General features: G+C 71.8%; 21 protein-coding genes and 1 pseudogene. 11 read left to right on the top strand and 11 right to left on the bottom strand.

Features of this window, described 5'->3' with window-relative positions; genetic code table 11:
* The 3 genes and pseudogenes from BSB02_RS32180 to BSB02_RS32170 all read right to left on the bottom strand — a co-directional run.
* Positions 1-375, bottom strand: a pseudogene (locus BSB02_RS32180) (globin); the annotation flags it as partial.
* A 15-nt stretch (positions 376-390) separates the two neighbouring features.
* The gene (locus tag BSB02_RS32175) at positions 391-1,299 is read right to left on the bottom strand and encodes a mechanosensitive ion channel family protein (RefSeq protein WP_240506828.1); all 909 of its coding nucleotides are present in this window, start codon (positions 1,297-1,299) and stop codon (positions 391-393) included.
* Positions 1,300-1,754: 455 nt separating this feature from the next.
* Positions 1,755-2,039, bottom strand: coding sequence for a hypothetical protein (locus BSB02_RS32170; protein ID WP_084964745.1), 285 nt, complete (start codon positions 2,037-2,039; stop codon positions 1,755-1,757).
* A gap of 272 nt (positions 2,040-2,311) precedes the next feature.
* Here BSB02_RS32170 and BSB02_RS32165 point away from each other — a divergent pair, with 272 nt between their 5' ends.
* The 5 genes from BSB02_RS32165 to BSB02_RS32145 all read left to right on the top strand — a co-directional run bounded on the left by BSB02_RS32165 (position 2,312) and on the right by BSB02_RS32145 (position 8,446).
* The gene (locus tag BSB02_RS32165) at positions 2,312-3,856 is read left to right on the top strand and encodes an NsdA family TPR-like regulatory protein (protein ID WP_084964744.1); all 1,545 of its coding nucleotides are present in this window, start codon (positions 2,312-2,314) and stop codon (positions 3,854-3,856) included.
* Positions 3,853-4,332: a GNAT family N-acetyltransferase gene (locus BSB02_RS32160; RefSeq protein ID WP_084964743.1), complete on the top strand. Its 480-nt coding sequence runs from the start codon at positions 3,853-3,855 to the stop codon at positions 4,330-4,332. The genes BSB02_RS32165 and BSB02_RS32160 overlap by 4 nt, the downstream gene beginning before the upstream one ends.
* Before the next feature lie 437 nt (positions 4,333-4,769).
* Positions 4,770-5,975 (top strand): DMT family transporter, encoded by a 1,206-nt coding sequence (locus BSB02_RS32155; protein WP_158088789.1) that lies wholly within the window; start codon positions 4,770-4,772, stop codon positions 5,973-5,975.
* 251 nt (positions 5,976-6,226) lie between these two features.
* Positions 6,227-7,864, top strand: a complete 1,638-nt coding sequence (locus BSB02_RS32150) for a tetratricopeptide repeat protein (RefSeq protein ID WP_084964741.1) — start codon at positions 6,227-6,229, stop codon at positions 7,862-7,864.
* Between the two features lie 66 nt (positions 7,865-7,930).
* A complete protein-coding gene (locus BSB02_RS32145) occupies positions 7,931-8,446 on the top strand; it encodes a hypothetical protein (RefSeq protein ID WP_084964740.1) in 516 nt (171 codons plus the stop codon).
* Positions 8,447-8,488: 42 nt separating this feature from the next.
* Here BSB02_RS32145 and BSB02_RS32140 read toward each other — a convergent pair whose 3' ends face one another.
* Entirely contained in the window at positions 8,489-9,577 is a 1,089-nt protein-coding gene (locus tag BSB02_RS32140; RefSeq protein WP_240506826.1) for a winged helix DNA-binding domain-containing protein, read from the bottom strand.
* Positions 9,578-9,713: 136 nt separating this feature from the next.
* On the opposite strand from BSB02_RS32140, the gene BSB02_RS32135 reads away from it, so the two are divergent.
* A complete protein-coding gene (locus tag BSB02_RS32135; protein WP_084964739.1) occupies positions 9,714-10,499 on the top strand; it encodes a hypothetical protein in 786 nt (261 codons plus the stop codon).
* A 144-nt stretch (positions 10,500-10,643) separates the two neighbouring features.
* Here the strand turns inward: BSB02_RS32135 and BSB02_RS32130 are convergent, their stop codons facing one another.
* Together BSB02_RS32130 and BSB02_RS32125 are read right to left on the bottom strand one after the other, a co-directional pair.
* On the bottom strand, positions 10,644-10,880 hold the full coding sequence (locus BSB02_RS32130; RefSeq protein WP_084964738.1) for a DUF397 domain-containing protein: 237 nt from the start codon (positions 10,878-10,880) through the stop codon (positions 10,644-10,646).
* A complete protein-coding gene (locus tag BSB02_RS32125) occupies positions 10,877-11,695 on the bottom strand; it encodes a helix-turn-helix domain-containing protein (protein ID WP_084964737.1) in 819 nt (272 codons plus the stop codon). The genes BSB02_RS32130 and BSB02_RS32125 overlap by 4 nt, the downstream gene beginning before the upstream one ends.
* Before the next feature lie 152 nt (positions 11,696-11,847).
* Here BSB02_RS32125 and BSB02_RS40065 point away from each other — a divergent pair, with 152 nt between their 5' ends.
* The gene (locus BSB02_RS40065) at positions 11,848-12,195 is read left to right on the top strand and encodes a hypothetical protein (protein WP_143591404.1); all 348 of its coding nucleotides are present in this window, start codon (positions 11,848-11,850) and stop codon (positions 12,193-12,195) included.
* Here BSB02_RS40065 and BSB02_RS32115 read toward each other — a convergent pair.
* Positions 12,114-12,572 carry an NUDIX hydrolase gene (locus BSB02_RS32115; RefSeq protein WP_084964735.1) on the bottom strand — a complete coding sequence of 153 codons (459 nt, stop codon included), beginning with the start codon at positions 12,570-12,572 and terminating at the stop codon, positions 12,114-12,116. The genes BSB02_RS40065 and BSB02_RS32115 overlap by 82 nt on opposite strands.
* Positions 12,569-12,889 (bottom strand): ArsR/SmtB family transcription factor, encoded by a 321-nt coding sequence (locus tag BSB02_RS32110; protein WP_240506824.1) that lies wholly within the window; start codon positions 12,887-12,889, stop codon positions 12,569-12,571. The genes BSB02_RS32115 and BSB02_RS32110 overlap by 4 nt, the downstream gene beginning before the upstream one ends.
* 99 nt (positions 12,890-12,988) lie before the next feature.
* On the opposite strand from BSB02_RS32110, the gene BSB02_RS32105 reads away from it, so the two are divergent.
* Complete coding sequence (locus BSB02_RS32105; RefSeq protein ID WP_084964733.1) at positions 12,989-13,867, top strand: TIGR03620 family F420-dependent LLM class oxidoreductase; 879 nt, start codon at positions 12,989-12,991, stop codon at positions 13,865-13,867.
* A gap of 307 nt (positions 13,868-14,174) precedes the next feature.
* Positions 14,175-14,543, top strand: coding sequence for a GNAT family N-acetyltransferase (locus BSB02_RS32100; protein WP_206185005.1), 369 nt, complete (start codon positions 14,175-14,177; stop codon positions 14,541-14,543).
* 68 nt (positions 14,544-14,611) lie between these two features.
* Here the strand turns inward: BSB02_RS32100 and BSB02_RS32095 are convergent, their stop codons facing one another.
* Positions 14,612-15,244, bottom strand: a complete 633-nt coding sequence (locus tag BSB02_RS32095) for a DUF47 domain-containing protein (RefSeq protein ID WP_084964732.1) — start codon at positions 15,242-15,244, stop codon at positions 14,612-14,614.
* Entirely contained in the window at positions 15,241-16,209 is a 969-nt protein-coding gene (locus BSB02_RS32090) for an inorganic phosphate transporter (RefSeq protein WP_084964731.1), read from the bottom strand. Before BSB02_RS32090 ends, BSB02_RS32095 begins: the two co-directional genes overlap by 4 nt.
* 203 nt (positions 16,210-16,412) lie before the next feature.
* Here BSB02_RS32090 and purU point away from each other — a divergent pair, with 203 nt between their 5' ends.
* A complete protein-coding gene (gene purU / locus BSB02_RS32085; RefSeq protein ID WP_084964729.1) occupies positions 16,413-17,261 on the top strand; it encodes a formyltetrahydrofolate deformylase in 849 nt (282 codons plus the stop codon).
* 58 nt (positions 17,262-17,319) lie between these two features.
* Positions 17,320-17,670 carry a VOC family protein gene (locus BSB02_RS32080; RefSeq protein WP_084964727.1) on the top strand — a complete coding sequence of 117 codons (351 nt, stop codon included), beginning with the start codon at positions 17,320-17,322 and terminating at the stop codon, positions 17,668-17,670.
* Here BSB02_RS32080 and BSB02_RS32075 read toward each other — a convergent pair.
* On the bottom strand, positions 17,667-18,419 hold the full coding sequence (locus tag BSB02_RS32075) for an AraC family transcriptional regulator (protein ID WP_084964725.1): 753 nt from the start codon (positions 18,417-18,419) through the stop codon (positions 17,667-17,669). The genes BSB02_RS32080 and BSB02_RS32075 overlap by 4 nt on opposite strands.
* Positions 18,420-18,435 lie beyond the last annotated feature (16 nt).

Below are 18,435 nucleotides of genomic sequence, written 5' to 3'. Positions count from 1 at the left end.
AGGTGAATTGACCAAGCTGTGGGCGGCGTAAACCAAGTAGTCCCAAAGCCGGGTTCGCAGGTCTTCTGGCAGGCCGAGCGATTCGACCGCGTCGTGCATGTGCTTGAGCCATGCGTCGCGCTCGGCGCCGCCGATGACGAAGGGGGCGTGCCGCATGCGCAGGCGGGGGTGCCCGCGCTGCCGGCTGTAGGTGGTGGGGCCGCCCCAGTACTGGATGAGGAACAGGCGCAGCCGCTCCTCCGCCCCGGTGAGGTCCTCCTCCGGATACAGCGGGCGCAGCAGCGGGTCCTCGGCGACGCCCTCGTAGAAGCGGCTGACGAGGCGCTTGAAGGTCTCCTCGCCGCCGACGGCGTCGTAGAAGGTCGGCTCACTCACGTTGGATTCCAATGACTAGGCGGCGAGGGGTATTCCCGCGGAGTCCAGTGCCAGCTTGACCCGCAGGCGGAGCTCGCGGGCCACGTCGGCCTGCCGCGCGGGGAGGGTCTTGGCGGTGATGCGGAACACCATCGAGCTGTCGGACAGCTGCTCCACGCCGAACACGTCCGGCCGGTCCACGATGACGCTCTCGCGGAAGTCGGGGTCCTCCCACAGCTCGTCGGCGACCTTGTTGAGCAGGTCGCGCACGGCCGCGATGTCGGCGGTGTAGGCGACGGGGACGTCGAGGTAGGCGCGCGACCAGCCCTGGGACTCGTTGCCGACGCGGGTGATGGTGCCGTTGCGGACGTACCAGACCCGGCCGTCGGCGTCGCGTAGGCGGGTGATGCGCAGGGTGACGGCCTCCACCGTGCCGACCGCCGTGCCCACGTCGACGACGTCGCCCACGCCGTACTGGTCCTCCAGGAGCATGAACATGCCGGCGATGAAGTCCTTGACGAGCTCCTGGGCGCCGAAGCCGAGGGCGACGCCGACGATGCCGACGCTGGTGAGCAGCGGGGCGATCGGGATGGTGAGGCGGTCGAGCACGGTCAGTATGGCGGTGCCGAGGACGACGATGGAGGCCACGTGCTTCAGGACCGAGCCCATGGTCTCGGCGCGCTGCTTGCGCCGTTCGTGGAGCAGGGCGTCGATGCCGTCGGTGACCGCGTTGCCCTTGCGCCAGCGGGCGGCGATGGGCGTGCCGTGCGCGGCCCTGTTGACCACCCGCGTGATGACGCGGTGGACGATGTTGCGTACGGCGTAGGCGATGACGAGGATCACCACGACGGTGATCACAGTGGCGATCAGCGGCGCCCAGGCGGCGTTCGGCAGGAAGGCGGTGAAGCCGGAGCAGATCCAGTCGTTCCCACAGGTCTGCGCCATCCCGGTGACGGTTTCGCCCAGGTCGAGCGGGTCTCCGCTGGGCGACGGGGACGGTGATGGAGTCGTAGGAACGAGCACGAGGGGAATCCTCCTCCGGAAGCGGTTCGGTCGGCAGTTTCGATGCGCTTTGGACCCATCCATACTGCCGACCGAACCGGCCGTCGTCACATCACGCCGGGGAAGACGGGACGCGGGGGCTCTGGGCCGCGGAGGGAGAGTCCTCGCGCTCCGGTGACGTACGGCTCGGCCGGGACACACACCCGGAAGCATGTCCCGGGCCGTTTCCGGTCGGGATCCTCGCGGACCCCAGCTCTGTGAAGTTGTGGCTTGGCGGGAGCCGGCGAAGTGACCAGAACCACAAGGGTCTCCGCACCTAAGGTCACCCCGCCGGCTCCCCGACGCCGCCGTGGGCGCGGCGACCGGGGCGGCTGCGCTCCGTCCCGGTCACCGCTCGATCACTCCCCCACCGCGGCCAGCACTCGGGCGACCTTCGTCGCCGCGCCCGCCGGATCGTCGGCTTGATGCAGCCGCTCGCCCCAGGACCACCAGTACCACCAGTCCGCCACGTCGGGGACCGAAAGCGGCTGGCAGGTGACGCTCTCGGACAGACTGGTCGCATTCGGATTGATCACTCGGACGAACAGGCGCCCCGACTGAGATCTGACCACCCGGGCGAGCAGTCCGCGGGCACCGAGCTCTGACACCAGACGCTCTAGGTGTCCGAGGTTGTCGTCCCCCACCTCGTTCCTCCTTGCCTCGTTGGTCGGTGGGCCCAAGATGACTCAAGAAAGGCCGTCACGCAACGAGGTCATGCTGCTCACGGGGAGTCCCCTTCTCCATCGTGGGTTGTAAGAAACAGTCCACGGGAGGACGATCCTTAACCGTAGGCTTCAAGCCGACGTTTTCAAGCAGTCAGTGATGGCTCATAGTGTTAAATAGGCGCAGTGCAACACCATGATTACCGACCGTTATTGATCTCGGGCGTTGTGGACGTGCGTGAGAGGGACCGGTGATGTCCGGAAGGCAGCACAGGGAGACGGAGATCGCGCGACGGATCCGCGCCAAGGGTCTTGCGGCCGGTCGCACCTCCGCGCAGATCGCCGAGGAGATCTTCGACACGTGCAACGGGCAGTTCGGCACGACGAAGATCAAGGCGCATCGGCTCGCGTACGGCATCGCGCTGGCCGACGTCATCGAGCAGGTCCGCGCGTTGTTCGAGCGCGATGGCAAGCCGGCCCCCGGCATCGGGGAGACGCTGCTGTCGGCCTACGAGAGCGGGCTGAAGCGGCCGGGGCCGGAGTATCTGCACTACCTGGCGACGGTGTATCGGGTCGAGCCGTTCGCGCTGGGCTACGAGGGGCCGTGCATCTGCGGCCACGGGCACCGCATGCCCGGCGTGGTCCGCACCGACATGCCCGAGCAGCCGCCGCCCACCGACGCCCCCATGACGATCACCCCCGTGCTCGGGATCGTCCACGAGGACACCGAGGAGGAGGAGAACGTCCTGCGCCGCACCTTGTTACAGCTGCTGGCCAACAATCCCGCGGCCCGGCTGGACGACCAGGTGCTCGCCGCGGCCGAGGGCATCCGGCGCAGGACCGACGAGACGATCGTGTCGGCCACGGTTTCGCCCGCGATGCTGGACCAGTGGGAGGAGGCCACGCTCGGTTTCGGCCAGCAGTACACCACCACGCCGCCGCTGCGGCTGCTGTGCGACGTGCTGCTGGAGCTGAGCGCGGTCCGCAGCGCCATGACCAAGCGCCAGCCGGTGGACCTGGCCGAACGGCTGTGCCGCCTGTCCGCGCAGCTGTCCGGGCTGAGCGGGATGATCATGATCAATCTGGGCGACCACCGCCAGGCCCGGGCGTTCTTCCGCACCGGCCGCCTGGCCGCCGACGAGACCGGCGACCGGGCGCTGCGGGCGTGGATCACCGCGCGCGAGGCCCTCGTCCCGCTGTACTTCGGCGACGCCCGCGAGGCGCTCAACCTGGCCAAGAAGAGCAGCAGCCTGGCCGGGCAGGTCTCCTGCGCCGCGCAGGCCATGGCGCCGGTCGTGGAGGCCAGGGCGCTGGCCATGCTCGCTGGGCCGGAGAGCAAGAAGGAGGTCATCGACCAGGCCAAGCGGGCGCTGGCCCGGGCCAGGCAGGCCTTCTCCAACATGAAGCCGAACGAGCAGAACGACGTGGCCTTCGGCTACACCGAGCGGCAGCTGTACTTCTACCAGGGCGACGTCCTCACCAAGCTCGGCCAGACGATCGAGGCCGACGCGGTGCTGGAGCAGGCGCTCGCCAAGTACCAGGACCACATCCTCGACCAGACGCACATCCGGCTCGACCGCGCCCAGTGCCGCCTCATCGAAGGGGATGTCGACGAGGCCCTCAGGGTCGGCGTCGACGCGCTCAGGCAGCTGACGCCCGAGTACATGACGGGCTTCATCATGAAGCCCATCCTCGAGTTCGAGCGCCAGGTGGTCCGGGCGGGCCACGGCGACCATCCGATGCTCGAGGAGTACCGGTCGCTGGTGAGGCAAGGACAACGACAAGGAGGTGATGGATGAAGATCAGACGGTATCGCTGGTCCGACCTCGACACGATTGTGGCCCTGCACCAGGTGTGCCTGGCCGAGGTCGGGCTCTTCCCCGGCGACGGCGTCTACTACGACGACGACTTCCCCCGCATCCACGAGGTCTACCTGGCGTCGGGCGGTGACTTCCTGGTGGGCGAGGCCGGGGGTCGCGTGATGGCGATGGGCGGGCTCAAGCCCGTGGAGCCGGGAGTCGCCGAGGTGTGCCGGTTGCGGGTGCATCCGGAGTTCCAGGGGCGGGGGTACGGCGCCGCCATGCTGAGGGCGCTGGAAACGCGCGCCGTGGAGCTGGGGTTCCACAGCATCCGCGGGGACACCACCCTCAACCAGGGGGCCGCCTTGACGCTGTACGCGCGTCATGGCTGGCGTGAGACCGCGCGACGCCGGGTCGGTGACCTCGTCGTGGTCTACGGGGAGAAGCGGCTGCTGGAGCAGCCTGTGCGTAACTGAGGGCCTTCCGCATGGCCGGGCGCCGCCCGCCGTGCCCGCGTGCCCGTCGTCGCGCCGCCTGAGCACCTCGCCGGTGCGGGCCTGGGGAGCCCGGAGGTGCCGGGATGGCGTCACCACCTTTTTCTTTCCGCCCTTCCGGCGGCGTGCCGTCCTGCCTTCGCTTCGCCTGCCTTCTTTTTGCCTGCGTTCACGTGCGCCTCGTCGGCGAGGATGTGCGGACGGGTGGCCGGGGGAGACGGGTGGCCGGGGGATTTGTAGCGTTTGGCCGGTTCGCGGGAGCGGCCGGTGAGGTGATAGCGAACCTCTGAGGTACGGTCTTCACTCTGAGTGGTACAGGATCCTCTCCGCCGGACTGACCGTGCCCCCGCGGATGCGAAAAGTAGTGCCATGCTTCCGCCATGGCAGTCGTGCCCGCTCCCAGACCCCTCACGGGAGCCGTGCTTCTGTTGTTCGTCAGCGCCGCCTGGGGGTCGGCCTTCCCGCTGATGGACGATCTGATCTCGCGCTTGGCGGTCCAGGACGTGCTGGCCACGCGGTACTCTCTCGCCGCGCTGACCCTGTTCCTGATCCGCCCGAGCTGCCTGCGGGGGCTTTCGCGTGCGACCTGGGGTCAGGCCGCGCTCCTGGGGCTCATGTTCGGCGTCGGCCAGTTCTCCCAGGCGTGGGGGCTGCATGGCCTGACCTCGTCGGTGTCCGGTTTCGCGGTCGGCTGCGGCGTGGTCATCACGCCCGTGCTCGGCCTGCTGGTGTTCAAGACGCCCGTGCCGTGGCGGATCTGGGTGGGCGTCGCGCTCGCCCTCGGGGGGATGACCACCTTCACCCTGCTCGGCGGCGAGCACGGCAAGCTGTCGTATCTCGCGCTCGCGGCGACGCTCGGCGCGGCGGTGCTGTACTCGATCCACACTCTGGCGCTCGGGCACATGTCCAGGAAGCGGCGGACGTTCGACGCGTACGCCGTGACGGTCATCCAGCTCGGCGTGATCGGTCTGCTCACGGGGGTGGCGGCCGCGCCCGGCGGGCTGGAGCTGCCGGAGCGGCCCATGGACTGGCTGATCATGGCGCACCTGGCCGTGGTCTCGTGCGCGCTGGGCTTCCTGGCCCGCTCCTACGGGCAGAAGCACGTCCCCGCGGTGCCCAGCTCGATCATGATGTCGTCCCAGCCGCTGTGGGTGGCCGCCATCGCGGTCCTCGGCTTCGGCGAGGCCGCGGACTGGCAGCTGCTCGTGGGCGGGGGCCTGACCGTCGCCGCGATGCTGCTGGCCGTGCCGGCCGCCGCGAGCCGTCCGCGTCGCAAGCCCAGGGACCGCGAGCTGCTGGAGATCTCCCGCCGCGCCTCCCGCGTGCTCGGCCAGCTACGGCACAGGCCCGCGGAGACGGTGCGGTTCGAGGGCGGCCCCATGCTGATCCTGACGCTCTCCGCGTGCGAGAACACCGACGGCTGCCCCTGGCGGACGATGGCGGCCAAGGGCACCGACGAGCCCAACCTGGACCGGCTCATCGCCCGTGCGGCGCTCCTGGCGCGCGCCCACGCCTCCCACGGGTGCTGCGAGCCCGTCATCCTGTCGGGCCGCTGCCTCTGCTCGCTCATGGAGGAGGCGGAACGGCGGAATTCGGAAGCGGCGTCGTGGTTTCGGACGGACTGAGGAGCGTAAATCGGTTCCTTACCTTTTCGGGTATTTCCTGAGAAGTATCTGACTTATCTTGCATAAGTCTTGCTAATCGCTGGAACGTCCGAATAATTGAGGTCCCGACTCGAGGGGAGTGCAGGGATGAAGAGGATCGTCGTCCGCAAGCCTGGAACCGCGAAGCTCACGGGGGCCTCCAGCGTCATCCACAAGGGGTGACCGGCTCTCATCGTTGGGTTCAGGGTGCACCGCCTGCTCGATGGGACTCCGTGCGGCTGCTGCTGCCGCCGGTGGACGCGCATCGACGCATCCGCGGGCCGTACACCGTGGCGGCCGCAGCGCTGCACTTCCTGATTCCCGCCGCTTTGGAACGTTCCCCGGAGCTGGTGGAGGCCCACGAAACCGAAATTCGCGCGGCGGCGCCCGGCCTGCTGGACCGGGCGCCGCCCGGCCGGTCCTTCCTGTCGGACGAGGAGCGCATCCTCGTCCCCGCGCCGCGGCGCACCCTCCGGCTGGCCAACGGGCTGACGGAGTTCATCGCCGGTACGGCGGAGCCCGGCCGCGTGCTCGCCGTCTGCAACGCCGCCCACGCCGACCACACCGACATCGAGCTGTTACAGGTGATGACGCGGCGCCTGCCGCCCGAGCGGCTGGCCGTGTGGGTGTGGACCGAGGGCCCGCAGCCGCCGCCCGACCGGCGCGACGCCGGCGAGCTGTGGGCGATCGTCGACCGCTGCACCCAGGAGGGCTTCCTCCACGCCGTCGTGGAGCTGGGCGAGCGCGGCCTGGCCGGCACCGAGCCGGGCAGCCGGCTGTGGTGGAACTTCGCCCAGCGGACGGCCACCGCCCTGGGCGGGCTGGGCCGCCGCGCCGAGGCGGCGGAGCTGTGGGAGAGCGTGCGCAGGGCCAGCCAGGTCCCCGCCGTGCATGCCGCGAGCGCGTACGGCCTGGCCATGCTGGACGCCCGCGATCCCGACCCGGCCGCCCGCGACCTGGGACGCGCCCGCGGCTGGCTCAACCAGGCGATCGCCATCTCGACCCTGCTGCCCGACCCCGGCGAGCGGGCCTTCAAGCTGGGCTTCGACCGCAACGCGCTGGCCCTGGTGGAGTTCCGCCTCGGCAGGCTGCGCGAGGCGCTGGCGCTCGTCGAGTCGGCCATCGAGCTGGCCCGCGAGCTCGGCGACCGGCATCCGGTGCACCGGATGGTGCTGCTGGTCAACCGCGCCCAGCTGCTCGCCGCGCTGGGGCACGCCAAGGAGGCGCTGGAGGACTACGGCGCGGCCGTCGCCCTGGATCCCGGCTTTCCCGACACCTACCTCGACCGGGGCAACCTCTGCTACCGGCTGGGCCGCTACGAGGAGGCGCTGGCCGACTACGAGACCGCCATACGGCTGAGCCCGCCGCTGCCCGAGGCGTACTACAACCGGGCCCAGGCACGCCTCGCGCTCGGGGAGACCGCGGCGGCGCTGGCGGACCTGGGGCGGGTGATCGAGCTGGACCCCGAGTACGTCGACGCCTACGTCAACCGCGCCGGGCTGCTCGCCGGGCTGGAACGGGACGAGGAGGCCAGGAGGGACGTCGAGGCGGGCCTCGCGCTCGCGCCGGCCAACCCGCACCTGCTGGCCGTGCTCGGGCAGCTGGAGACGGCCGCCGGGCGGTTCGCCGCGGCCAGGGAGGCGTTCGACCGGGCCATCGCGGCGGCGCCCGAGCTGGCCGCCGCCTGGGCGAACCGGGGGATCCTGCGGTATGAGGCCGGGGACCCGGAGGGGGCGGTGGCGGACCTGTCGCGGGCGATCGAGCTGGAGCCGCAGCCCGACCTGCACGCCAACCGGGCCGTCGCCCTGCGCGCGCTGGGCCGCGAGGCCGAGGCGGAGGCCGACGAGCGGCTGGCGGGAGGCCCGGGCTAGCGCCGCCCGGCGTCGGCGGGGGCGACGGTGGAGGCCCGTGCCGGGCGCGCCGGACGGTGGTGGCCCGTGCCGGGCGCGCCGGACGAAGACGGCCGGTGCCTGCCCGCGTCGGACAGGATGGTGGCCATGGGCATGCGGGCGGGGCCGGCGGCGGTCGTCTCGGGGGTCGTCGGGGTGGCGTGGTGGCTGGCCAGCCGGCTGGCCTGGGCGGCGGTCGGCTGCGGCGACTGGGGGTGCCTGCCGTACACGCTGGGCCTGCAGCTCGTGCTCGCCCTGGCGACGCTGGCCGGCGCCGCTGCCCTCCTCAACAGCCTGGAGATACGCCCCGGCGGGCGGACGGCGCTGGTCGCGGCGAGCGTCCTCGTGGCGCTCTGGGTCGCCGCCAAGGCGCTGCCGTGGTGGCCGCCCTACCGGGTCGCCGGGCTGCTGGCCACCTGCGGGAGCTTCGCGGCGGCCGGAGCCGTGGGGGCGTTCGTGACCGACGCGCGCGTGCACCCGTGGTGGCGCTTCCTGCTGCTGGCGGCGGTGCTCGCCGTACCGGCCGCCGGGTTCATGGTCCAGGCGGGCAACGCCTGGACGTGATCCGGCGCTAGGCGTGGCTTCCGGCGGTCACCTCGCCCAGGGTCAGGCTCGGCGTGCCGGTCTGCAGGATCTCGCCGATCCGCACCACCTGCTCCTCCAGCCGGCGAGCTGCCGCCTGCCGAGCGGCACCAGGGCCTCCACGGTGACGTCGAGCCTGCGTCCGGATCGGCGCTGGTGCCACAGCCCGGCCACGACGCCGTCCACCACGAGCGTCTGGTAGTTGCGGCCCAGCACCCGCTCGGCGGCCCGGCCGGGGTGCAGCAGCTCCTTGGGCTGGTTGCCGACCACGTAGGCGTAGGTGTCGAAGTACGGCAGGAGCCGCACGCCCCGGGGCGGCTCGGCGGGCGCTTCGGTGTCGCCCTTGGCCACGTAGGCCCGCCTGCCCTCCACCTCGACCTCCTCCAGGTCCAGGCGGCCGAACACCTCCCCGGCCCAGGACTTGGGGGCGTTGAGCCAGTGCGCGAACTGGCCGGGCGTGGCCGGGCCGTACGCGCGCAGGTAGAGCGGGACGATCGCGGCCAGCGCCTCCTGGGCCGGCATGGCGGTCGCACGCGGGTTGGTGTAGGTGACCTTGCGCCCGCGCTGCGGGCCGAAGCACAGCACGCCGCGGTGCGCGGCCAGGTGGACGGCCTGCCGCCAGCGCGGCCAGAAGGTCTGGAAGGCGGGCATCACCAGGTCCCCGGCCCACGGCCCGGTCCTGGCCACCACCTCGGCGTCGAGCTCGTCGATCGTGAGCTCGCGGTCCAGCAGCGCGTCGCCGGCCGCCGCGACGACCTGCTCGGTCTGCTCGGCGGTCATCGCGACGTCCCCGGGCATCTTGTAGGCGGTCCACGGCACGGCCTGGAGGACTCCCAGCCACATCGGCAGGTCGGCGGCGGGGAGCAGGTGCACGGTGCCGCGCGGGCCGTAGGTCTTGACCAGGCTCCGGTCCCGCCACAGGGCGTCGCGGACCGTCTGCCGGGTCGCGCCGGCCATGCGCAGGGCGACGCCCAGCTCGGCGGCGGACATCACCTGGGCGTGGGTGCCGGCCATGTCGGCGACCACGTCGGCGGGGGACAGGCCGGCGGCGGGCTCGGCGAGGTGGTGACGTGCGAGGCGGCGTGCGCACACCTGGGTCCAGGACAGCTTCATGCGCCCACGCTAGACGCGATCGCGGACGGGTTCTTTCCGCGTTGTCCGGCTTGTCTGTCGCCATGCGGGGGTACGGCGAGAAGCGCCATGCCCTTTTCACCCCATACGGGGTGACAGAAATGCCATCCTGAGCCCCATGAGCTTCGACGAGCTTGCGAGAGACATCCCGCCCGGCGCCACCGCCCAGGCGGCGGGCCTCGTGGTCGGCTACGGCGGCGGCGCCGCCAGGGCGGTCGCCTTCCGCGCCGGCGGCGTCCGGCTCAGGTGCGCCTCGCTGCTCAAGCCCCTGTACGCCTGGGCGGCCGACAGGAACGACACCTGGCAGCACGACGCCGAGCCGGCGGTCGTCGAGTCGTCCAACACGACCACCCTGCGCCTGTGGCTGGGCACCGGGCCCCGCGTCATCCTGTCCCGCCTGGCCGAGCGCACCGGCGTCGCGTGGGCGCCGCCGCCCACCGACCCCGCCTGGTTCGGCTCGGTGGAGGTCAGCGCCGAGGAGGTCACGAGGGCCTACTCGGCCCTGGCGCTGGCGGGCTTCTTCGGCGACCGTGACGCCCTGACGATCCTGCAGTGGATGGTCAGGGCCGGGCAGGACTTCGGGGTCAGGACGGTCTTCCCCGGCAAGGTCGCGGTCAAGTGCGGATGGTTCGGCGGCGCGGACGAGGCGTGCCTGAGAACCCACGCGGTGACCGTCGACCGGCATCCGGACGGCCGGGTGCGGGTCATCTGTGCCATGACGGCGCTGCCGTACCCCGACGAGGAGCAACGCGCCCGCTACCGGGCGGCGGTGGCGGCGGACGAGTCGGTGGAGGCCGAGCACGAGCGGGTCGCCGGGGCGCTGCTGCGGTCGCTGGCCGCCGCGACCTTGGCCGAGCTGGGCGGCGCGAGGGAACCCGGACAGGCGCCCGGGGCCCCCGGCTAGCGGGACGGCGCGGTCCTTCGCGGCGGCCGCCGGGCAGCCGCGAAGGGCGCGTCTTCCTGACGCTTCATCGCCAAACTGGGAATTTGGAACGGTTTACTGAGAATTGCCGGAAAAGCCGCCTAGGGAGGGGGCGATCCGCGGCGGCTACCGCAAATCGTCGAAGTCGCCGTCCTTCACGCCGAGCAGGAACGCCTGCCACTCCGACTCGGTGAAGTAGAGCCTGGGCCCCTCGGGGTCCTTGGAGTCGCGCAGGACGAAGAGCCGGTCCTCCTGCGCCTTGTGAGCGGCGACGTCCCCGGGCGCGGCGAGGACGGCCACCTCGACGCAGTCGCCGCCGTTGCTGCCGCTACGACGGGACTTGCGCCAGCTGAGCTCCTTCATATCTTTTCCTCCGCTTCTGTCAGCAAATGTAGACTCGCGTGAACCGGTAAGGCGAGAGACCGGATCACGTCGTATCGGCGGACGATGGACTCCACGTCCGCCGGCCGGTCGGTGACGTAGCCCTCCCCGGCCGACTCCAGGTACACCAGGTCCGGCTCCCCTGGCACCTTGGCGATGACGAACGCCCCGGTGAGGCCTGGAATGGCGGGGCTGTCTCGCGGGATCACCTGGATGGTGACGTTGGGCAGCTCGGCGCTGGCCAGCAGCGCCCGGACTTGGCCGCGCATGACGGCGGGCGGGCCGACCGGGCGGTAGAGGACCCATTCGTCCAGAACCGCCCAGTACATCGGCGGGTCCTGCCGGTGGAGGATCGCCTGCCGCGTCATGCGGGCCGCGACGGCCTCCTCGGCCTGCTCGGCGGTGGCGCCCGGCTCGTGGCGCAGCACCTCGCGGGCGTAGTCCTCGGTCTGCAGCAGACCGGGGACCAGCAAAGGCTGCCATGTCTGGAGCGTGCGCGCGGTCTGCTCGATCTCCAGCCACGGCCGGAACCACGCGGGGTAGACCGCCTGCCGTACCAGGGGCCACAGACGGGTCAGCTCGCCGCCCGTCTCGAGGACCTGGTCGGCCCGCTCGGCGAAGTCGCGCGACGGGGTCCGCCTGGCCAGCTCCACCGCGCAGACCAGTGACAGAGAGTAGCTGAGCCGTTCGGCCAGCTGCTCCTGGGACAGCCCGGCGCGCAGGCGGTGCTCGCGCAGCTCGGCTCCGAAGAACGCCAGGGGAGAGGAGCTCGGGTCGAGCTCTCGTGCTGGAGGCATGCGGCGCTCCGGTTCTACACGGTTCTACAAACGGGGTGGGCACCCACACAGCTCCGGTGTGGCACCGGTTTCCCTACATAGAGTAGTCACTCAAGTGCACTCTGGTGTCTGGGCAAGGAAAATCCCAGCGACATAGGGACATGTGATGTCAAATGCGAGGTCTATCCACTGAACGGGCGGAGGAGGAGCAGATCCAGCGGCTGGGGCGGGTCCAGGAGCGGCTCGCGGCCAGCGGCATCCGGGCCCTCCTGGTCCGCCGCCTGCGGCTGACGCTCTTCCCGAACCGCTACGACCCGCCTGAACACGGCGGCCCGGTGCTGCTCGCGGGTCAGGTCCAGGTCACCGCGGCGCCCGGGTTCCACGTCGAGGCCGACGACGGCAGCAGCGCCGACTTCCGCGAGGCCGAGGAGACGGCGGCCTACGTCAGCTCCTTGATCACCTCGGCCAGCCCGGGAGGGTCCACGGCGTCCGGCAGCTCGTCCGGGGCGAACCACCCGTAGCCGAGATACGCGGCGGCCTCCTCGTCCGTCAGCTCGCCCGGATCCACCGCCGGGGCGCTGTCGTCGAGCAGCGCCAGGTAGAACGGCTCCTTCTTGACGTATCTCACTCCCAGCCAGCGGAAATCGCGGGCGACCAGCACGTGCCGGTCCCGTACGGCCGAGCCTGGCAGGCCGGTCTCCTCGGTCAGCTCGCGCCTGGCCGCCGCCAATGGCGACTCCCCGGAGTCGATCCCTCCCCCCGGCGGCTCCCACACGTCGTGGCCGCTGACCCAGTCGCGCCAGTGCATGAGCAGGACCCTGCCGTCGCGGTCCAGGCAGACCACTCTGGCGGCCGGACGGTCGCTGGGCGCGCCGCCGCCGTCCGGCGTGCCGGTCAACGACCCTCCTCGTACGCCTCGCCGTGCCCCGCGGGCCCTTCCTCTGCGAGCACGAGCGAGAGCAGGCCGGGGAAGCGGGCCTCGAACTCCTCGCGGCGCAGCCGGTTGAGCCGCCGTGTCCCCTCGTCGCGCTGCTCCAGCAGCCCGACGCCGCGCAGCACGGCGAAGTGGTGGCTGAGCGTCGACTTGGCGACGGACAGGTGGGCGAAGGTGCCGCAGGGGCGGGTCCAGTCGGGCACGGCCGCCAGCTCGCGCACGATCCGGCGGCGGATCGGGTCGGCGAGCGCGTCGAGGGCGGCCTGGAGCGTCACCTCCACCGGTGAGGTGTGGGACGGCCGGCGTGTCCTGTTCGACGACGGTCGAACATCGGTGTAGTGTTCCATCTCGATCGAACATCCTAGCCCGGGAGGCGCGAGATGGACGGACGTATCGGGGTGTGGCATCCCGTGCTGGGCCGCGGCGCGGCGGAGGCGTCGCGGCGCGCGGCGGCCGAGATCGAGCGGCTCGGCTACGGCACCGTGTGGGTCAACGAGGGGCCGGGCAGCCGCGAGCCCCTGACGGCGGCCGCGATCCTGCTGGCCGCCACCAGACGCATCGGGGTGGGCGTCGGGATCGCCAGTATCTGGTCCCGCGACGCCACGGCCACGGCCGCCGCTCAGGCGGCCCTCGGCGAGGCCTTCCCCGGGCGCTTCATCCTCGGCCTCGGCGTGAGCCATCAGGTCCTCGTCGACGCCCGCGGTCACGACTACGGCAGGCCGCTGTCGGCCATGCGCGCCTACCTGGAGGCGATGGACCAGGTCAAGACCGACGTCCCCGAGCCCGCTTACCCCGCGCCGCGGCTGCTGGCGGCGCTGCGGCCCAAGATGCTGGAGCTGGCCCGAGACCGCGCCGACGGGGCGTTTCCTTACTTCGTGCCGCCGGAGCACACATCCTCCGCCCGGCAGGTCCTCGGCGGGGAGAAGCTGCTCGTGGTCGAGCAGGCCGTCGTCGTGGAGCGCGACCCGGACCGGGCGCGCCGCGTCGCCCGCGAGCACACGAGCCGGTATCTCACGCTGCCCAACTACCTGAACAACCTGCGCGCCCTGGGCTTCGGCGACGCCGACTTCGCCGGCGGCGGCAGCGACAGGCTGGTCGACGCGATCGTGGCGTGGGGCGAGGAGGAGACGATCGCCAAGCGGGTGCGCGCCCACCTCGACGCGGGCGCCGACCACGTGGCCGTGCAGCCGCTCGCCTCGGCGCATGAGGAGGTGCTCGGCCAGGTCCGCGCGCTGGCCGGCCCGCTCCTGTCGTCCTGAACCCCGCTCCGGCGTCCGGAAACCGTCCGGAAGCCGCTTGGAAGCCGCCTGAAAGCCGCTTGGAAGCCGCCGGAAAACGCCTCGCCGCCCGGCCGTCCCTCCTGGCAGGCATGCCGCATGCAGATGGACATGCCGGTTGACGTGCCGGTTGAGTTCGTGCGTTTCATCCCCGAGGACGTGGACGACCTGGTGGACTTCCTGACGGGCGAGCCCTGGCCGTACCACTCGGGCCTCCAGCGAGCCGACCAGATCCGCCGCCGCGCCGCGCAGGGGCGTTTACGACGACGCCGACGAGCGCACGTTCTGGCTGCTCGCCGGCGGCGACCGCGCGGGCCTGCTCCGCCTGCAGGACCTCGCCGACGACACGCCGGTGTTCGACCTCCGCGTACGGCAGGCGCACCGCGGCCGGGGGCTGGGCGCGGCGGCGGTGACGTGGCTGACGCGCTACCTGTTCACGGAGTTGCCCGGTATCCGCCGCATCGAGGGCACGACACGGCAGGACAACCACGCCATGCGCGCGGTGTTCCGCCGGTGCGGCTACGCGAAGGAGGCGCATTACCGCCAGGCCTGGCCGGGCCCGGACGGGAAGGTCTACGACTCGGTGGGGTATGCGATCCTGCGCTCGGACTGGCTGGCGGGCACCGTCACCCCGCCCCACTGGGACGACGAGGGCTGAGCGGCTCGGGCGGCCACCCGATGGCCATTCGATGCCCTACTCAATTGGCCGCTCATCGCTTCATCGCTTCATCGCTTCATCGCGCCGTCGGCGATCGCGTCGGCCGCCTCGCCGATCGCCATCCCCACGATCTCCAGGCGGCGCACCAGCTCCCGCTCCTTCATCGCGTTCGCGTCGATCTCCCCCGAGAAGATGCGCGAGATCTCGTACTGGTACATCCGCCGGATCGAGCCTCCGGCCTTCTTGGCCTCCAGCGCGTCCTGGACCACGGCGGAGGGCCGCGAGGCCAGGTCGCGCACCGCGTTCTCCAGCGCGTCGATCCCCACGATCACCTGGTCCAGCATGGGCGAGAAGCGGATCTGGTCCGGCACCCGGTACAGATGCGACTCCCGCACGAAATCCCGCAACGAGTCGAGCACGTCGTCGATGGAACGCGACAGCCGGAACAGGTCCTCCCGGTCGATCGGCGTCACGAGGGCGTCGCGCAGCTCGTCGACCAGGCGGCGGCGTTCCTCGTCGCCCAGGTGCTCGATCGCGCGCATCTGCTCGTGCGCGCCGGTCCGCCCCACCTCGCCGCCGATCATGGCCATGGCCAGCCAGGCGCCCTCCTTGGTGGCCTTGAGCTGGCCGAGAAGGGCCTCGGCGAGCGCGCTGTCCATGCGCCCGCTCAGCAGGTCGCGGATCCGCCGAAGTCGTTTCACCCCCACACCTCCACTATCCCGACCAGCCGCACCAGCAGCGCGCTCGCCCCGGCCAGCACCAGGCTCACCGGGAGCGTCAGCGTCCACGCCGAAACGATCTTGACGGTGGCGTACCAACGAACCCGGCCGGTGCTCTGCGCGATGCCCGCGCCGATGAGCCCGCCCGCGATGGCCTGCGTCATGGACACCGGCGTGCCGGCCGCGGCGCACAGCACGACGGTCAGGCCCGCGCCCAGCTCGGCCGCCACGCCGTGGAGGGGACGCGAGGCGATGACCTCCCGCGAGAGCGTGCGGCCGGCCTTGGGCATGCCGTACAGGGCGCCGACGCCGAACAGGGCGGCGATCAGGCCGGTGAGCCACAGCGGCACGGCCAGCGAGCCCAGCGCGATCATGAAGACGGCCAGCATCTTCTGCGCGTCGTTGGCGGCGTAGGCGGCCGACTGCAGCAGGAACCCGGCGACGTGCCAGCGCCGCAGCTGCCGGGCGGTGGCGAGCCTGACGAGCAGCCGCGCCGCGAGCCAGGACGTCGCCGCCCCGGCGAACGGCGAGGCGATGCCGACCGCCAGCACCAGCAGCACCCAGCCGGGCGAGACCGGCAGCCCCGCGCCGAGCCCCGCGCCGGTGAGGCCGCCCACGAGGGCGAGCGTGAGGCTGGTGGGGCGGCCCCGCGCGCTGAGCACGAGGACGACGAGCAGCGCCGCCGCCACCGCGATGAGCACGGCGGCCTGCCCGCCGGGCCGGTCGAAGGACGCCAGCCGCGTGACGAAGGTGACGGCCACCGCGTCCGACAGCAGCGGCACCAGCGCCACCAGCACGACCAGGGTGACGATGCCGACCAGGGGCCGCACGCTGGGCAGCTTCAGGCCCGTGGCCAGGAGGGCGCCCCCGTCGTTCATCCCCGAGGCGGCCGCGAAGAGCGCGGCGATCCCGAACAGCACGGCGGCGTCCAGGGGCACGTGCACCATCCCAATCTGCTCAGGCCGTCCTGGCGGTCCCGGCCGTGAAACGCAAACAAACGTCCGTGATGTCCGGTTATCTACCCAAGATCGCGTGGATGATGGGTGTTCGCCTGCCGCGAGGATGGCGGGATACCGTGGCCCGGAACGCTGTACTCTGCCCAGGTCGGCCGCAAGGCGCCGTACGATCCGACCTCCTCGAAGGTGAAGGCATGAGCAGGGAATACGTCCTGACGCTGTCGTGTCCCGACCGGCCCGGCGTGGTGGCCGCCGTCTCCGGGCTGCTCGCCGGGCAGGGCTGCAACATCACCGAGAGCCAGCAGTTCGGCGACCGCGACAGCCGGCGGTTCTTCATGCGCGTCCAGTTCACCTCGCCGGCGCCCGAGGAGACGCTGCGCCCGGCCTTCGCGTCGCTGGCCACCGAGCTGGCCATGGAGTTCCAGCTGCGCGACCTCGCGGTCCGGCCGCGGGTGCTCATCATGGTCAGCAAGTTCGGCCACTGCCTCAACGACCTGCTCTACCGGGTGCGCTCCGGCCTGCTCGACATCGACATCGTCGCCGTCGTGTCCAACCACCCCGACCTGCGGCCGCTCACCCAGTCCTACGGGATCGACTACCACCACCTGCCGGTCACCCCCGACACCAAGCCCAGGCAGGAGGCCGAGGTGCTGGCGCTGCTGGAGCACTACCATGTCGACTTCGTGGTGCTGGCCCGCTACATGCAGGTGCTGTCGGAGGACCTGTGCGGGAAGCTCGCGGGCCGGGCGATCAACATCCACCACTCCTTCCTGCCGTCGTTCAAGGGGGCCAAGCCGTACCACCAGGCCCACGCGCGCGGCGTCAAGCTGATCGGCGCGACGGCCCACTACGTCACCTCCGACCTGGACGAGGGGCCGATCATCGAGCAGGAGGTGGCGCGGGTCAACCACAGCCACTCGCCTGCGGACCTGGTGGCCATCGGCCGCGACCTGGAGTGCGTGGCCCTGGCCCGGGCGGTCAAGTGGCACGCCGAGCAGCGGGTGCTGCTCGACGGCAACAAGACGATCGTCTTCCCGCGGTAGGCCGCGCAGGTCAGGTTCTTCCAAGACGGGCCCGCCGCCCCGGGCGGACACTCGGGGCATGAAACGTTCCGTCTACGCACTCGCCAGGTATCCCGACTGCCAGGCCGCGATCGACTTCCTCGTGGCGGCCTTCGGCTTCCAGGTCCACGAGACGTCCAAGGACGACCAGGGCCGGATCCAGCACGCCGAGCTCCGGGTCGGCGACGACATGATCATGCTCGGCTCCGGTGAGACCGGCGGACCCGGCGTCTACATCGCCGTGGACGACGTGGACGCCCACCACGACCGGGCCGTCGCGGCCGGCGCGAGGGTGACCATGGAGCTCACCGACCAGCCGTACGGCTCCCGCGAGTACGCCTGCCGGGACCCGCAGGGCAACCTGTGGTACTTCGGCACCTACCGCCCCTAGGACCGCAGCGTCCCCGGCGGCCCGCCCGCGAAGGCTCGGAAGTCGCGGTTGAGGTGCGCCTGGTCGTAGTAGCCGCATGCCGCCGCCACCTCGGCCGGCGGCATGCCGCCGCGCAGCAGGGCCAGGGCCCGGTCGAAGCGGATCAGCCGGGCCGCGGCCTTGGGCGCCAGGCCCACGGCGTCGTGGAAGCGCGCCACCAGGTGCCGGTGGCTCCACCCCAGCTCGCGGGCCAGGTCCGAGACAGCCACCCGGCCGCCGGAGGCCACCAGGCGGCCCCACGCCCACGGGACCTGCCCGCCGATCTCGGGCCCGTCCATGACGCGCTTCAGGAGGAACCGCTCGGTCAGCCGCAGCCGCTCCTCCCACGACCTCGTCTCGGCCAGCCGCTCGACCAGCGGCGAGGTCCAGGCGCCCAGCAGGTCCTCGACCGGCACGGTGAGGTTGGTCAGCGCGGCCATCGGCGCGCCGTACAGCCGCCTGGCCCCGAACGGCGTGAGCATGACCTCCACCCCCTCGGCCGCGGCCCGCACGCGGGTGACCGCCGGGCGGTCGCCCAGGCCGTGGCCGAAGGAGGCGTACGGCATGCCGTTGACCTCCGTGGGCGCCTCGAAGCCGAGGACCAGCACCGCGCCCGGGAAGGGATACTCGATCCGCTCGACCGGCACGCCCTCGCGATAGGCGATCAGCCGGGTGACGTAGGGGCGCAACGCCGGCAGCGGCGCCCGCTCCACCGCAAGCAGCCCGTTCACGATCCCAGGATGAGCC

This window comes from Thermoactinospora rubra, assembly GCF_002093975.1.
GTDB classification, from domain to species: Bacteria; Actinomycetota; Actinomycetes; order Streptosporangiales; family Streptosporangiaceae; genus Nonomuraea; species Nonomuraea rubra_A.
This window is presented reverse-complemented; position numbering and strand designations above follow the sequence as displayed.

Bases quoted from the DNA above. Each gene is read 5' to 3' on its own strand.
- BSB02_RS32175 (WP_240506828.1), bottom strand. From the start codon at position 1,299: ATGGCGCAGACCTGTGGGAACGACTGGATCTGCTCCGGCTTCACCGCC.
- BSB02_RS32140 (WP_240506826.1), bottom strand. From the start codon at position 9,577: ATGAAGCTGTCCTGGACCCAGGTGTGCGCACGCCGCCTCGCACGTCAC.
- BSB02_RS32080 (WP_084964727.1), top strand. From the start codon at position 17,320: ATGAAACGTTCCGTCTACGCACTCGCCAGGTATCCCGACTGCCAGGCC.
- BSB02_RS32090 (WP_084964731.1), bottom strand. From the start codon at position 16,209: ATGGTGCACGTGCCCCTGGACGCCGCCGTGCTGTTCGGGATCGCCGCG.
- purU (WP_084964729.1), top strand. From the start codon at position 16,413: ATGAGCAGGGAATACGTCCTGACGCTGTCGTGTCCCGACCGGCCCGGC.
- BSB02_RS32125 (WP_084964737.1), bottom strand. From the start codon at position 11,695: ATGCCTCCAGCACGAGAGCTCGACCCGAGCTCCTCTCCCCTGGCGTTC.
- BSB02_RS32165 (WP_084964744.1), top strand. From the start codon at position 2,312: ATGTCCGGAAGGCAGCACAGGGAGACGGAGATCGCGCGACGGATCCGC.
- BSB02_RS32160 (WP_084964743.1), top strand. From the start codon at position 3,853: ATGAAGATCAGACGGTATCGCTGGTCCGACCTCGACACGATTGTGGCC.
- BSB02_RS32105 (WP_084964733.1), top strand. From the start codon at position 12,989: ATGGACGGACGTATCGGGGTGTGGCATCCCGTGCTGGGCCGCGGCGCG.
- BSB02_RS32130 (WP_084964738.1), bottom strand. From the start codon at position 10,880: ATGAAGGAGCTCAGCTGGCGCAAGTCCCGTCGTAGCGGCAGCAACGGC.
- BSB02_RS40065 (WP_143591404.1), top strand. From the start codon at position 11,848: ATGCGAGGTCTATCCACTGAACGGGCGGAGGAGGAGCAGATCCAGCGG.
- BSB02_RS32135 (WP_084964739.1), top strand. From the start codon at position 9,714: ATGAGCTTCGACGAGCTTGCGAGAGACATCCCGCCCGGCGCCACCGCC.